Genomic DNA, 13941 nt, shown 5'->3' with positions numbered 1-13941 from the left:
GAATACTATTATTTAGTGGTCATTATGCCCGAAAAAGAACTTGACGATAAAATACTCAGTCTTCTTGAAAAGAATCCGGCCCTTTCTGCAGTCGAACTGGCAGATGTACTGAAAATATCTGAAGAAACAGTACAAACAAGACTTGAAGAGCTGGGAGATTCCAGGCAAACCATCCTGATAATAGATGACAAGCCCGATGCCATAATTGCTGCAAAAAGAGCATTGCAGGCAGAAGGATATAATGTTGTTGAGGCATATAACGGGAAAACTGGTCTTGAAGATATTGAGGAAAAACACCAGACCTTATTCTTCTGGATGTCATGATGCCGGATATGGATGGTTTTGAAGTGTGCAAACACCTGAAAGAGGATGAACTGCATAACCACATCCCCATAATAATGCTTACCGCAAAAGGGGAAGTTGATGACCGGGTAGAAGGAATCGAGACAGGTGCAGACGATTATATTGCAAAACCTTTCAACCTGAGAGAACTGAAGGCCCGCATTCGAATGGTATTGCGCCGGGCACAAGACTGATCATTCCCATGTTTTTCAGTAATCGACGATATAACACAATAATCATAACTTTCATTACCCTTCTTTTTATAGGTTCTGTTGTTTTTTTTGGGGGTACGTTTAAACCTCGGGGTCCAGGAAATCTGTGAGGAACAATATACAGAACAACAGACCCTCAATACAAAACAAATATCATCGGCTGTCACAGAGTTTCTGAATGAGAAGGTCGTAGCCCGGGAAGTAATAGCAGGCGCTGAAAATGGAGTTCCTGATGACTTCTATATGAGGTTCTTCAAAGCCCTGTACGAAAGGTCGCAGGGATTTTATGCTCTTGAGTATATCGATGAATGCGGCACCATTGTCTCCGGCTATCCTGAAGATCGAACTCCTCTGGGATATAATCTGTATGAAAAAAACATGGATCAAGCTTTCCAAAAAACGGCTCTGTAGAAACCCTTTCCTCTAACTTCCACTAATACATTATCATTTTTATAAGAAGAGGTCCCCAATGTGATTCTGGATAGACAAAACACAAAGGGGATGGATATATTTTGTTCCAGATTGGAAATCTGGAACTCCCATTAAATCTGTGATTTAATGGTATACCGTCGTAGAATGAGAGATGAATTTGATGAAGACATCTATCATTACAGAAATCTGGTAGAGACGATGTTTTCTGTTTTGAAAAGGAATATGGGGAAGAACTGAGAGCAACAAAATACAGAAATCAGGTCAGAGGTCAAGTTCAAATTATTAATCCATAATATAGACAGGGTGATCTCTGCTTTAATAATTATTCAAATGATAATTTCTACAGAGCCAAATAGTTATAAAAATAATAATTACAAAAATAATTATTATACGCTTCTGTAACGAGCAATCAGAAAGAAACATAAAGGACTACCAGCCATTTTTAATTACAATGGATACTCCAGAAAACAAGGATTTCGAGATTATACCACCAGAACCCAGGGCAGGAGATGATGTCATCATACGTGGCACATCCTCTGCGGAATCAGTGGATGTAGCAATGACCTTTACCAAGACCGTGCCGGTGAAGGGTGGAAAATACAAATGTCGTATGCCTGACACAGAAGTACCAGAAAGGCCCAATCGTTTAACGGTGAGAGCCGAAAGAGTGAAGGACCTGAAGGTCAGGGTAAAGATATTGTTATGGATAACCAGACGTGCAAGAGCTTCAGAGGGTGTAGCGGAAATCTGCGAATGCGATGTACCTTCAGGCAAATACGATATCCGGATCGAAGGTAATGCTGCAGATGGCCAGTCTCAGGTGAGTCTCACGGTAACCGCCAGCAGGAACATAAAGGTTGAGAGCGGCAAATTTGAAGAAGTCCTTTCTACCAGGGCCATTCCCGCAGATGAATTTGAACTGACAATCGCAGAACAGACTGAAATTATCAAACTACACTGAATTTTCACGCCGGTAAATGGCTTCCTCCCGTAAATAAGAAGAGAGAATGATGTATGAATTTGCAGAAATCCTGATGACAGGGACCCTTCTTGGTTTTGCTGCAGGCATATCTCCGGGTCCACTGATGGTCATAACAATTTCCGGAAGCCTGCAACACGGGTCAAAAGAAGGTTTTAAGGTTGCTATTTCTCCTTTAATAAGACTTCCTGATAGTATCAGCTGTGATTTACATACTAATACATTTCCAGTAGCAAAATTCGGTGATCGCCTTTATAAGCCTGGCAGGGGCACTTTACCTGATGCATCTGGGAATTACTTCTTTAAGGACCAAAAATATCAATATCGAGATAACTAACCAGAAAAAGGAATCCCAGAAAAAGGCATACTGGCAAATTTCCTGAACCCCCATCCCTACCTGCTTTGGATTGCAATCGGAGGACCGATTCTCTTCAGGACTGCAGAGGTTGACAGGCTCGCACGGATAATGTTTATTATCGGATTCTATGCCCTGCTTGTAGGTTCTAAAGTTATGATTGCCTTGTTTGTAGGCAAAAGCAGGGATTTTTTGAAAAGCAAGTACTATCTTCATCTATTTCGAAGTCTGGGAGTGCTGTATCTCCTCTTTGCTTTGTTTTTCATAGAACAGGGACTGGAACTGCTGGGCTTGCATATTTGGCGATAATGAGTGCAGTTATGGAGCAAGTTTCTGGACGAGGAGAAGCAAAAGAATCCCACCAAGATTGGATGAGATAAAACTCCTGATTAAAGAGCACCGGGGAGAGACCAGGCAGGAGTACAAAGCCGAAGTTGTCGGAATCTTCTGGTCCTATGCAAGGGGAGAAGAAAAGCCGGGAAGTGATGTTGATGTGCTGGTCAATTTTGATACCGAAGCCACCCTGTTTGACCTTGTGGGACTTGCCGACTACCTTGAAGACTTGCTCGAATTGCCTATGGACGTGGTGTCAAAACGAGCCCTGCATCCCAGGATGCAAGATAATTTCCTGAAAGAGATGGTGGTTTTATGAGAGTTCTTTACTTTATATCTCAGAGATGATCGATGCATTTCTTTCCATTGATGAGTGTCAGTTATTTCTAATAAGCAGTAAACTCAAAAAACAAACTGTCGTAAGGGAGGATAATTACTAAATATCTGAAATAAACAATGCTATATACAATCCCAAAAGTGATAATCGCTTGAGATGATAAGTACATGTTGATCGAATATATACAGGCGGCCCTTGAAAAGCGCCTGATGCCCTTTAAGTACAAGAATGCAGATTAAATTTCAAGCATTCGATCAAGGGATTTTTTTGCCTTTTCCCTTATACTTTCTTCTACATTCACTTCATATTGCATTTTTTCCATTGAATCCAGCAAAATGGAAGGTGTAACCATTTTCATGTTTGCACATGAGGCAAAGGCAGAAGCAAAATAGAACGTTTTATCAGGATGCTGCTCCTTGAGCCTGCAAAGAATACCATTTTCCGTCCCGATTATAAATTCATTTACATCTGTTTTGCCCGCTCTTTCAATAATTCCCGAGGTACTGAGTACTGCATCTGCCATTTCAACAACTTCAGGCCTGCATTCCGGATGAGCCAGGAATTCAGCATCAGGATGCTCCTGTTTTGCCATTCTGATTTCTTCCGGCATTATCTGGTGATGAACCGGACAATAACCTTCCCAGGGGATTATTTGTTTTTCTGTGTGAAGGGAGACATAATGTGCCAGGTTCTTATCCGGCACAAATATCACTTTATCTTCTTCAAGAGAATTTACCACATTGACAGCATTTGAGGAAGTACAACATATATCGCTTTCTGCCTTGACAACCGCTGAGGAATTAACATAACATACAACTGCAGCATCGGGGTTGTTTGCTTTTGCTTTCCTGAGGGATGGCACATCAACCATTGCTGCCATGGGACAATGAGCATCCTTTGCAGGCAGTAGTACCTGCTTATTCGGGGAAAGAATGGCCGCACTCTCCGCCATGAAATCCACTCCGCAAAAGACAATGACATCACAATCATGTTCCACTGCCTGACGGCTCAGTCCAAGTGAATCACCAGCATAATCTGCCAGTTGCTGTATTTCACATCGCTGGTAATTATGGGCCAGAATAACAGCATTCATTTTTGTCTTCAGTTCTTCGATTTTAGCAATTATTTGATCCATATAAATCATCTTAATCTCTAATTCACGGCGTTAACTATATTTGAGAGGCAAATATATTAAATTGTTGGACGATAACCTAAACAGGTGATATTTTATGGAAAAGATAGATATTAAAGTCAAAGGAATGACATGTGGCCATTGCAAGATGGCAGTTGAGAAGGCTTTACAAAATATTACTTCAGTATCCAGAGCGGAAGTAGATCTTGAAAAAGGCGAGGTCCACGTGGAATATGAACCTGATATAAATGTAGAAGAGCTGAAAAAAGCTGTCAGGGATGCAGGTTACGAGGCATAATATAACCATGGCTGAGATTTTTTTACATATAAGCGGTATGAGTTGCGGACACTGCACAAAAAGTGTCCGCGATGCTCTTGAAAGCCTTGAAGGAGTGAAATCTGCAGAGGTGGACCTTGAAAGTGGTATTGCTAGAGTGAATTATGATCCTTCATCCACCAGTGTTGAAACCATGAAGGATACTATTAGCCAGGCCGGATATTCTGTCGAAGGCCAGGAAGAGAATGCATGTGAAGGAACCTGTCCTGTAAACATTGAAGAAATATCAACCCGAGATTCCGATAGGACCCTGACATTGAATATTTCAGGTATGTCCTGTACTGCCTGTGCCAAACGTATCGAAACAGGCCTTGCAAAAGTAGATGGAATTGGAGAAGTCTCAGTTAATTTTGCATCGGAAAAAGCCTCTATAACATATGATGTTAATAAGCTGGATTTAAATGACATACGTGAGCAGATCGAGTCCCTGGGGTACGGAATTCGCAGTGATCGCCTGACTCTGGATATTACCGGGATGAGCTGCACCTCCTGTGTATCCAACGTAGAAAAGGCGCTTAAAAACCAAGCCGGCGTATTTGAAGCAAATGTAAACTTATCCCTGGAAAAAGCGGATATAATTTTCGATAGTTCCGTAATCAATCAGGAAGGTCTCATCAAAGTCATAGAAAACGCAGGTTACGGCGCTTCAATACCGGATGGTACACAAAATAATTTGAAAGACAAACGAGAACAGGAAAGAATTGAGCAACAAAAAAATGTTTTGATAGCCTTTGCTATGACATTACCCCTGACGCTTGGTGCCATGCAGGGAATGCTGAGGATTGACCCTTATGTGCCTGATATTCTCGCTAACAATATTGTTCAATTCACCCTGGCAACCCTCACTTTGACTTTTCCCGGCAGACAGTTTTTCACCGGAGCTTTTAGGGGATTGCAGCACGGATATGCCGACATGAACTTATTGGTGGCCTCGGGTACCGGAGCCGCTTTTGTTGCAAGCACTGCAGCAGCCTTCCTGAATCTGGGGGCGGGATATGAACATACGTACTTTGATTCGGCTGCCATGCTTATTACATTCATCCTTTTCGGACGTTACCTGGAAGCCAAAAGCCGGGGTAAGACCTCGGAAGCGATACGTAAGCTTATGGGGCTGCGGGCAAAAACTGCCCGGATAATCGTGGATGGGGAAGAAAAAGATATTCCTGTCGAAGAAGTAAAACCTGGAAATGTCATCGTTATAAAACCCGGGGAAAAGATACCGGTTGACGGTGAAGTCATAGAGGGGGATTCTGCTGTTGATGAATCCATGATCACGGGGGAAAGCATCCCTGTTGAAAAAAGCACAGGAGATACAGTAATCGGTGCAACGATAAATAAGACTGGTTCATTCAGGTTCAAAGCTACAAAGGTCGGTGCTGATACCGCCCTGTCACAGATCATAAAAATGGTAGAAAGAGCCCAGACATCAAAGGCACCCATTCAGCGCCTTGCAGATATTGTAGCAGGATACTTTATTGTCATTGTGATGTCCATTGCCCTGATGGCATTTTTATTCTGGTTTTTCATAGGCTACGGAACATTTAATGTTGCTGAACTTACAGGTGTTGCCAGTCCTTTCCTCTTTGCCCTGCTGGCTGCCATCACGGTGCTTGTAATTTCGTGTCCCTGTGCATTGGGGCTTGCCACACCGGTTGCCATAATTGTAGGTACCGGAATGGGTGCTGAAAATGGAATCCTCATACGCGATGGGGAAAGTCTGGAGACTACTCCAAAAATAGACACTATCGTGTTTGATAAAACCGGTACCCTGACAATCGGTAAACCTTTCCTTACAGATGTTGCAACAACAGGTAATTATGAAGAAAACTACCTGCTTCAGGCAGCAGCTTCAGTTGAAATCCTTTCCGAGCATCCGCTGGCTGAAGCAATTGTGGAAGGAGCAAAATCCAGAAAACTTCAGCTAAAAAATGTATCCGGTTTTGAATCATTATCCGGCAAAGGAGTTGTAGGAGAATGGGAAAATCATTCTGTATTTATCGGCACCAAACGTCTCATGGAAGAGAAAGGAATCGATATGGGAGATGTATCCCGCGATTCGAATAAGTTTGAAGATGAAGGAAAAACAGCAATAATGGTTGCCCTCGATGGTACAATTGCCGGTGTCCTGGCTGTTGCTGATGTATTGAAAGAGGAGGCACCATCAGTAATATCCCGACTGCAGAAAGAGGGGCTTGAAGTTGCCATGATTACAGGTGATAACAGCAAAACTGCACATGCAATTGCAAGACAGGCAGGAATTGATACAGTCTTTGCAGAAGTGCTACCTGCAGATAAGGCTGCGGAGGTTGAAAAGCTGCAAAGCCAGGGCAAAAGAGTAGCAATGGTTGGAGATGGCATCAATGATGCACCGGCCCTTACCCAAGCTGATGTTGGAATTGCTATGGGTGCAGGAGTGGATGTGGCCATCGAGTCTGCGGATATCGTCCTTATTAAAAATGATATGAAGGATATTTTAAAGGCCCTGAATTTAAGTAAACTGACAATGAAAAAGATCAAACAAAACCTTTTCTGGGCATTTGGTTACAATACACTTGGTATACCTATTGCAGCCGGTGTACTCTTCCCAATATTTGAGCAAATACTCATTACACCGGCAATGGCAGCAGCATTCATGGCCCTGAGTTCGGTCTCTGTGATGACAAATTCCCTGTTAATGAAAAGGAAAAAGGTAGATTAATTATGGATAAGAAAAATGAAAATAAAAACCGAATCCTGGCTCTTGCAAGTTCCATGATTACAACAGCCCTTTTTGCGGGAGTTGCCATCTCAATCAATAATGGAAATCCGGACAAATTTGCAGATGTTGATATTGTTGCAGGGTCGATTTTTGTATTTCTATTAAGTTTTATCATTTTCCTGCTCATCTGGCCGATACTGGCTGATAAATAATCCAGATTTAGTTTTTAGTTTGTTACATTTTGGATATGCAATAAGTGCTATTACTGTTACTTGTTAGCATGAGTCACGCTTCCACAATTCACAAATATATTTAAGATATTGTTGTGAAAATGATTAAAACTTAAATCATGGATAAACATGACAGTTTAAAAGGTAGGCTCAAAATGCAGGAAAAAATAAAAGAAATTTCATTACGTGTCAAAGAATTGCGTGGATTATCCGGTATAAGTGCAGAGGAAATAGCCTCCTCCCTTGATATCGCATTAGAAGAATATAGTAAATACGAATCAGGGGAACTTGATATCCCTGCTAGTATCCTCTTTGAAATTGCACAATTGCTCGAAGTTGATATGACGGTGCTACTTACCGGTGAAGATCCAAGGATGCATATTTTCACCATTACCCGTAAAGATGAAGGAGTAAGTGTAGAAAGAAGAAAACAGTACCAATACGAAGGACTGGCTCCAAATTTCATTCACAAAAAGGCAGAACCATTCGTAGTTACCGTTAAACCCCAATCCAACCAGGATTCCATCCCCAATTCCCACCCCGGCCAGGAATTTGATTATGTACTTGAAGGGTCCCTGAAAGTTATCATTCATGATAATGAAATAATTCTCAATGAAGGTGACTCAATATACTTCGATTCAAATTACAACCATTCAATGCAGGCAGTCGGAGACAAAACTGCAAAATTCCTCGCAATAATCTTCTAAATTCCAAAATGAACAAAACGGGTGCAAGAATGACCTCACTTATAAATAATTTCCTGGAACAAATCGATTTTGAATCATACGATGCCTTTTACGCTAATTTTAAGATCAATATCCCTGAAAATTTCAATTTCGTATATGATGTTGTTGACCGGTACGCAAGGGAACAGCCTGAAAAAAAGGCTCTTGTCTGGTGTAACGATGATGGCGAAGAAAAGATATTCACTTTTGCTGATCTGAAATATTACAGTGAAAAAGCTGCCAACCTTTTCAGTGAGTATGGAATAAAAAAGGGTGATGTGGTAAAACTTACCTTAAAGGGAAGATATGAATTCTGGATATGTATATTGGGATTGCACAGAATTGGTGCCATCGCTCTTCCCGGCACCCATATGTTAACAACCAGAGACCTTAAGTATCGTATTGAAAGAGCAGACATACAAATGGTCGTCAGTGATGCTGATGAAGGGCTTTTGGATCACATAGATGAGGCACACAAGGATTTCAAAGATGTGCTCAGGCACAAATTTGTGATTAACCACAATCGTCCCGGCTGGATTAACTTTACAGAAAAACTGGAAAATTCACCCGCTGAATTTGTACGTCCAAAAGGAAAGGAAGCAACACAGAACAATGACATATCCCTGATGTATTTCTCATCCGGCACGACCGGTTTCCCGAAAATGGTACAACATGATTTTACATATCCCCTTGCCCACATACTCACAGCCGGCTACTGGCAAAATGTAATGGACAATGGTCTGCATCTTACAGTAGCAGATTCCGGCTGGGCAAAATGTGCCTGGGGTAAACTCTACGGTCAATGGATTTGTGGCTCAGCTGTCTTTGCTTATGATTATGCACGATTCGATGCCCGGAATATGCTGGAAAAAGCCAGCCATTATGGTGTTACAACATTCTGTGCACCACCTACAGTATATCGCTTCCTGATAAAGGAAGACATAAGCCAGTATGATTTTAGCAGTCTCAATTACTGTGTGGTTGCAGGAGATCCGCTGAATCCCGAGGTTTATGAAAAATTCCTGGAATATACCGATCTCAAACTAATGGAAGGATTCGGCCAGACAGAAACTGTTGTAGCCATTGCAACCTATCCATGGCTGAAACCAACCCCCGGCTCTATGGGAAAGCCCTCACCCATCTATGATATCCAGTTGATGCGTCCTGACGGAAAACTTGCCGATGTCGGAGAAGAAGGAGAAATTGTAATCGATACATCAAAGGGCAGGCCTACAGATTTGTTTGCAGGTTATCGTGCAGATCCTGAAAAGACAGAGGCAGCCTGGCATGACGGGTATTACCACACCGGTGACATGGCATGGAAAGATGAAGACGGATATATGTGGTTTGTAGGACGAGCAGATGACATCATCAAGAGTTCCGGTTATAAGATAGGGCCATTTGAAGTTGAAAGCGCACTTATACAGCATCCCGCAGTCCTGGAATGTGCAATCACTGCATCCCCCCATCCTGTACGTGGGCAGGTTGTAAAAGCCACCATTGTACTTACTAAAGACTATGAAGCAAGTGAGCAGCTCAAGAAAGAGTTGCAGGACCATGTAAAGAAGGTTACTGCACCCTATAAGTATCCGAGAATAGTGGAATTTGTACCCGAACTTCCCAAGACCATAAGTGGCAAGATTCGCCGGGTGGAAATCAGACAACACAACGACGAAAAGGAAGACAATTGATTTATATTTCTTTTCCTTTTCTACTCTTCAGATAATAAGAAGGCATCAAGAGTTGATTTTATGAAGGAAGAAAAAGCAGAACCATATCCTCTAATCAATATTATTGAATGCAAAGGCTGTGCCAGATGCATTACTGCCTGTCCAAAAAACGTGCTGGAAATGAGTGATGAACTCAACAGAAGAGGTTACCATTATGCTCAGTATAAAGGTCAAGGGTGTACCGGCTGCACTAATTGTTATTACACATGCCCGGAGCCTCTTGCAATAGAAATACACATCCCTGCTAAAAAGAGGTGTTAAGATATGGCCACACAACTTACAAAAGGTAATGATGCAGTGATAATTGGGGCACTCTACGGAGGATGTGACTGCTACTTTGGTTACCCCATAACCCCTGCAAGTGAAATTCTCCATGAAGCATCCCGAACCTTCCCCCAGGTCGGGCGTAAATTCGTACAGGCTGAATCCGAAGAAGCTGCAATAAACATGGTGTTCGGAGCGGCTTCTGCTGGACACAGGGTTATGACCGCATCCTCAGGCCCGGGAATCAGCCTGAAACAGGAAGTGTATCCTATCTTGCAGGTGCACAGCTTCCCTGTGTAATCGTTGATATTATGAGAGCGGGACCCGGTCTGGGGAATATCGGCCCGGAACAGGGCGATTATAATCAGGTCGTAAAAGGTGGCGGACATGGGAATTATCGCAACATCGTGGTTGCACCCAATTCAGTCCAGGAAATGTGTGATTTGACCATCAAGGCATTTGATTTGTCTACAAAATACAGAAATCCTGTAGTGGTATTGGCCGATGGTGTACTCGGACAGATGGTCGAACCACTGAAATTCCCTGAAAAAGTAGTCAAACCGGAAATTGATACTTCATGGGCTGTTTGTGGCAATAAAGAGACCTACCAGAACCTTGTAACTTCCATTTTCCTTGACTTTGATGAGCTGGAAGAATTCAATTATGAGCTGCAGGAAAAATACGAAACGATAAAGAAAAGGGAAGTCGATGTCGATGAATACATGATGGATGATGCCGAAATCGTCCTTGTATCCTATGGAATTAGCAGCCGGATATGTCGTTCTGCTGTTGAGCTTGCCCGCAAGGAAGGTATCAAGGCAGGACTTTTCAGGCCAATTACCCTTTTCCCGTTCCCTGAAAAAGAACTGGCTGAACTTGCCGGAAAAGGTGTCAATTTCATTTCAGTGGAAATGAGCAACGGACAATTGATGGATGACATAAAACTGGCAACATGTTGCAAAAAACCTGTGGAATTGGTTAATCGCATGGGTGGCAATCTCATTACAATGGACCAGGTACTGGGTAAAATAAGGGAAGTCGCAGGCAAGGAGGAATAAAAATGGAAGAAAAAGTTATAAAGAAACCGGATTCCCTCTACGATGAATTCACACGCAAGGGCGGAGCCGCTCCGACTGCTACCCACTATTGCCCGGGTTGTGGACATGGCATCCTCCACAAACTTATTGCTGAAGCCATGGACGATCTTGAGATACAGGAACGTTCAGTTATGATCAGCCCCGTGGGATGTGCTGTTTTTGCCTATTACTATTTCAATTGTGGCAATCTCCAGGTAGCCCATGGCAGGGCACCTGCAGTCGGAACTGGCCTATCCAGATCGGAAGGGGATGCAGTTGTTATTTCCTATCAGGGTGACGGTGATCTGGCCTCTATCGGTATGAATGAAACAATCCAGGCTGCCAACCGCGGGGAAAAGATGGCGGTTTTCTTCGTCAACAATACCGTATACGGAATGACCGGAGGCCAGATGGCACCTACCACACTTATCGGCGAAAAAACAGTGACCTGCCCCACAGGCAGGGACCCCAGGTTTGCAGGATATCCCCTGCATATGTGTGAACTGCTCAATAACCTGGACGGGCCTGTCTTTATCGAAAGGGTATCGGTGTCAGACATCTCCCATATCCGCAAGGCGAAAAAAGCAGTCAAAAGGGCTCTTGAGATCCAGAAAGAAGGCATAGGTTATGCATTTGTGGAAGTACTTGCTGCCTGTCCGACAAACCTTAAACAAAATGCCGAGCAGAGTACTAAATTCATTAATGAGGAAATGGAGAAGGAATTCCCTCTGGGTAATCTCAGGGACCTGGCTGAAGAAAGGGAGCCTCTTCCCTCTCCGAAAAGTGACTTCTCAAAGGAAAGTATCGATCATATTTACAAGATCGACGATTCCACATCTCCTGACGCTGTGGAAGATCCTGAATTTACACGTGTACTTGCCAAGATTGCAGGTTTTGGAGGCCAGGGAGTACTCAGTATGGGCCTGATCCTGGCCCGTGCAGGATGTAGTGCCAAACGATTCACTTCCTGGTATCCATCCTATGGTCCTGAACAGAGGGGAGGTACCTCAAATTGTTCTGTAGTCATTTCAGGAGAGGAAATCGGCTCCCCTGTAGTGTATGAATCGGATATCCTGGTGGCCATGAACCTGCCGTCACTGGAAAAATTTGCCTCTGATGTCAAACAGGGTGGAATTATCCTTTATGATACCACGATAGGTGACTTCAAGGCACCTGAAGGTGTAAGGGCAATTAAGGTGCCTGCCACCCAGATTGCAAAGGAGGGAGGCTCTGAAAGGGCTGCCAATACTGCAATAATAGGTGTGTTGATGCATCTTGGGGTAACAGGTCTTGATGTTGAGGACTATATGAAAGCCATTGAGGAGACTTTTGCAGCAAAGCAGAAACTCATACCTCTCAACCAGCAAATATTGAAAGAAGGAGCAAAATGGGCTTCTGAGAACCTCTGATATCACCATGGAAATTATATCAGCCCTTTCACGACCACCCATTGATATGGATTATCCGGCCAACCGGATAATCATTTATCTTTCTACTGCGATATTTATTGCATAGATCTCATATCAGATTTTTTCAGGAGAACATCTGAGTGAAGCGATTATAGGGGCTGGTAGATCTGCTCATTCTATCTTTTTTGCCTGGGCACTTACAAAAGAGATTGATCCTGATAATCCACATGCAGCATTAATTGCCCATATGTGGATGCGCATGTGTATGGGAAAATAATCAAAATAACAAACTAATAAATATATCAGAAGAAGCAGAGAAAAATACATTGGGTTCAGAAAAAATAATGGACAAAATGTTTACTGTATGGATTTTGATAATAGCGTTTATTGTAAGAAGAAAATTGGTATAAAGGATAGAACTCCTTTATTTATATAAGATCATATGTCTTTACGACTATTCTGGTCATAAATCATATTCTCGACACGTTTGCGGTCAGAGATATCATAGAACAACACCAAAGTACCCAGTAGTTTACCTGCTTCATTACGAATGGGAGAGCCAATTACATCTACAGGAATCCGGGTTTTGCTTTTAGTAACAAGCACTGTATGACTTCCAAGGCCGTAAAACATACCTTCCTTCATGACTTTCTGGATCGGGTCATCTGTCTTTTCACCAGGAACTTCATTCTCAACTACAAAAACTTCTGACAAAGGCAAACCAATTGCTTCATCCTGATCCCAACCGGTTAGAGCTTCTGCAAATGGGTTAATGAATTTGACCAGGCCTTCTTCATCTGTTGCAATTACTGCATCCCCGATACTATTGAGCACAGCAGTAAGCCATTTCTTGCTTTCTTTGAGCCTGCGTTCCATTTCATATTTGTATAACGCAATTTCTATGTTTGTACGCAATTCGGACTCTTCAAATGGCTTGAGGATATAACCAAAGGGCTCCGTGAGTTTGGCCCTTCGCATTATATTGTCGTCTGCATAAGCCGTAATATAGACTAAAGGAATATCATAATTGAGTTTTATGAAATGAGCAGCTTCTACACCATCCATACCATCTTTGAGCATTATATCCATGAGAATAAGATCCGGCAGGTCATCCTCACAGGATTTCAGTATGTCCAGTGCTTCACTACCACTATAAGCAGGAATAATGTCATAATCATTCAATAGATAAGCCGTAAGTAATTCGACATTATCAGGCTCATCGTCGACTACAAGAATTTTTGTCCTTATCCCCTCATCTGTCATATTGACACCTGGTTATTATAGTTCCGTATGAACAGCATTTATCAAGTAAATTTGAAAAACTTTTGGTACTTGATTTTATATATACAT

Annotated in this window: 16 protein-coding genes and 2 pseudogenes; 16 read left to right on the top strand and 2 right to left on the bottom strand. The window is 42.5% G+C overall.

Annotation, left to right across the window (positions count from 1 at the left end; all coding sequences use genetic code 11):
- Positions 1-24: 24 nt before the first annotated feature.
- From CP947_RS10675 to CP947_RS01440, 8 genes and pseudogenes are all read left to right on the top strand, one after another.
- On the top strand, positions 25-324 hold the full coding sequence (locus CP947_RS10675; RefSeq protein WP_241645751.1) for an AsnC family transcriptional regulator: 300 nt from the start codon (positions 25-27) through the stop codon (positions 322-324).
- The gene (locus CP947_RS10670; protein ID WP_241645754.1) at positions 321-536 is read left to right on the top strand and encodes a response regulator transcription factor; all 216 of its coding nucleotides are present in this window, start codon (positions 321-323) and stop codon (positions 534-536) included. The genes CP947_RS10675 and CP947_RS10670 overlap by 4 nt, the downstream gene beginning before the upstream one ends.
- Before the next feature lie 87 nt (positions 537-623).
- Complete coding sequence (locus CP947_RS01465) at positions 624-965, top strand: hypothetical protein (protein WP_096711481.1); 342 nt, start codon at positions 624-626, stop codon at positions 963-965.
- Between the two features lie 153 nt (positions 966-1118).
- Positions 1119-1388 (top strand): annotated as a pseudogene (locus tag CP947_RS01460) (IS5/IS1182 family transposase); the annotation flags it as partial.
- Between the two features lie 49 nt (positions 1389-1437).
- Positions 1438-1947 carry a hypothetical protein gene (locus tag CP947_RS01455; RefSeq protein WP_096711480.1) on the top strand — a complete coding sequence of 170 codons (510 nt, stop codon included), beginning with the start codon at positions 1438-1440 and terminating at the stop codon, positions 1945-1947.
- Between the two features lie 46 nt (positions 1948-1993).
- Positions 1994-2302: a hypothetical protein gene (locus CP947_RS01450; RefSeq protein WP_096711479.1), complete on the top strand. Its 309-nt coding sequence runs from the start codon at positions 1994-1996 to the stop codon at positions 2300-2302.
- A gap of 12 nt (positions 2303-2314) precedes the next feature.
- Positions 2315-2629, top strand: a complete 315-nt coding sequence (locus tag CP947_RS01445) for a LysE family transporter (RefSeq protein ID WP_096711478.1) — start codon at positions 2315-2317, stop codon at positions 2627-2629.
- A gap of 58 nt (positions 2630-2687) precedes the next feature.
- The gene (locus CP947_RS01440; RefSeq protein WP_241645759.1) at positions 2688-2972 is read left to right on the top strand and encodes a nucleotidyltransferase family protein; all 285 of its coding nucleotides are present in this window, start codon (positions 2688-2690) and stop codon (positions 2970-2972) included.
- Between the two features lie 253 nt (positions 2973-3225).
- Here the strand turns inward: CP947_RS01440 and nadA are convergent, their stop codons facing one another.
- Complete coding sequence (gene nadA / locus CP947_RS01435) at positions 3226-4131, bottom strand: quinolinate synthase NadA (protein ID WP_373420709.1); 906 nt, start codon at positions 4129-4131, stop codon at positions 3226-3228.
- Positions 4132-4219: 88 nt separating this feature from the next.
- Between nadA and CP947_RS01430 the strand changes: the two genes are divergently transcribed.
- From CP947_RS01430 to CP947_RS01395, 8 genes and pseudogenes are all read left to right on the top strand, one after another.
- Complete coding sequence (locus CP947_RS01430; RefSeq protein ID WP_096711475.1) at positions 4220-4420, top strand: heavy-metal-associated domain-containing protein; 201 nt, start codon at positions 4220-4222, stop codon at positions 4418-4420.
- On the top strand, positions 4401-7157 hold the full coding sequence (locus CP947_RS01425; RefSeq protein ID WP_243641477.1) for a heavy metal translocating P-type ATPase: 2757 nt from the start codon (positions 4401-4403) through the stop codon (positions 7155-7157). Before CP947_RS01430 ends, CP947_RS01425 begins: the two co-directional genes overlap by 20 nt.
- Before the next feature lie 2 nt (positions 7158-7159).
- Positions 7160-7369, top strand: coding sequence for a hypothetical protein (locus CP947_RS01420; RefSeq protein WP_096711473.1), 210 nt, complete (start codon positions 7160-7162; stop codon positions 7367-7369).
- 173 nt (positions 7370-7542) lie between these two features.
- The gene (locus tag CP947_RS01415; RefSeq protein WP_096711472.1) at positions 7543-8094 is read left to right on the top strand and encodes a helix-turn-helix domain-containing protein; all 552 of its coding nucleotides are present in this window, start codon (positions 7543-7545) and stop codon (positions 8092-8094) included.
- A gap of 29 nt (positions 8095-8123) precedes the next feature.
- Entirely contained in the window at positions 8124-9803 is a 1680-nt protein-coding gene (locus CP947_RS01410) for an AMP-binding protein (RefSeq protein ID WP_096711471.1), read from the top strand.
- Between the two features lie 60 nt (positions 9804-9863).
- Positions 9864-10103 (top strand): 4Fe-4S dicluster domain-containing protein, encoded by a 240-nt coding sequence (locus tag CP947_RS10665; protein ID WP_096711470.1) that lies wholly within the window; start codon positions 9864-9866, stop codon positions 10101-10103.
- A 3-nt stretch (positions 10104-10106) separates the two neighbouring features.
- Positions 10107-11164 (top strand): annotated as a pseudogene (locus CP947_RS01400) (3-methyl-2-oxobutanoate dehydrogenase subunit VorB).
- A gap of 2 nt (positions 11165-11166) precedes the next feature.
- Positions 11167-12591 (top strand): 2-oxoacid:acceptor oxidoreductase family protein, encoded by a 1425-nt coding sequence (locus CP947_RS01395; protein WP_096711469.1) that lies wholly within the window; start codon positions 11167-11169, stop codon positions 12589-12591.
- A 438-nt stretch (positions 12592-13029) separates the two neighbouring features.
- Here the strand turns inward: CP947_RS01395 and CP947_RS01390 are convergent, their stop codons facing one another.
- Positions 13030-13854: an ATP-binding response regulator gene (locus CP947_RS01390; RefSeq protein WP_096711468.1), complete on the bottom strand. Its 825-nt coding sequence runs from the start codon at positions 13852-13854 to the stop codon at positions 13030-13032.
- Between the last annotated feature and the right edge of the window lie 87 nt (positions 13855-13941).

This window comes from Methanohalophilus euhalobius, assembly GCF_900215215.1.
Classification (GTDB): Archaea; Halobacteriota; Methanosarcinia; order Methanosarcinales; family Methanosarcinaceae; genus Methanohalophilus; species Methanohalophilus euhalobius.
Note: the sequence above shows the minus strand (reverse complement) of the source record. Positions and strands in the feature narration are given on the sequence as shown.

Coding starts and splice junctions, on each gene's coding strand:
- CP947_RS10675 (WP_241645751.1), top strand. CDS start 25: ATGCCCGAAAAAGAACTTGACGATAAAATACTCAGTCTTCTTGAAAAG.
- CP947_RS10670 (WP_241645754.1), top strand. CDS start 321: ATGATGCCGGATATGGATGGTTTTGAAGTGTGCAAACACCTGAAAGAG.
- CP947_RS01455 (WP_096711480.1), top strand. CDS start 1,438: ATGGATACTCCAGAAAACAAGGATTTCGAGATTATACCACCAGAACCC.
- CP947_RS01450 (WP_096711479.1), top strand. CDS start 1,994: ATGATGTATGAATTTGCAGAAATCCTGATGACAGGGACCCTTCTTGGT.
- CP947_RS01430 (WP_096711475.1), top strand. CDS start 4,220: ATGGAAAAGATAGATATTAAAGTCAAAGGAATGACATGTGGCCATTGC.
- CP947_RS01425 (WP_243641477.1), top strand. CDS start 4,401: ATGCAGGTTACGAGGCATAATATAACCATGGCTGAGATTTTTTTACAT.
- CP947_RS01420 (WP_096711473.1), top strand. CDS start 7,160: ATGGATAAGAAAAATGAAAATAAAAACCGAATCCTGGCTCTTGCAAGT.
- CP947_RS01415 (WP_096711472.1), top strand. CDS start 7,543: ATGCAGGAAAAAATAAAAGAAATTTCATTACGTGTCAAAGAATTGCGT.
- CP947_RS01410 (WP_096711471.1), top strand. CDS start 8,124: ATGACCTCACTTATAAATAATTTCCTGGAACAAATCGATTTTGAATCA.
- CP947_RS10665 (WP_096711470.1), top strand. CDS start 9,864: ATGAAGGAAGAAAAAGCAGAACCATATCCTCTAATCAATATTATTGAA.
- CP947_RS01395 (WP_096711469.1), top strand. CDS start 11,167: ATGGAAGAAAAAGTTATAAAGAAACCGGATTCCCTCTACGATGAATTC.
- CP947_RS01390 (WP_096711468.1), bottom strand. CDS start 13,854: ATGACAGATGAGGGGATAAGGACAAAAATTCTTGTAGTCGACGATGAG.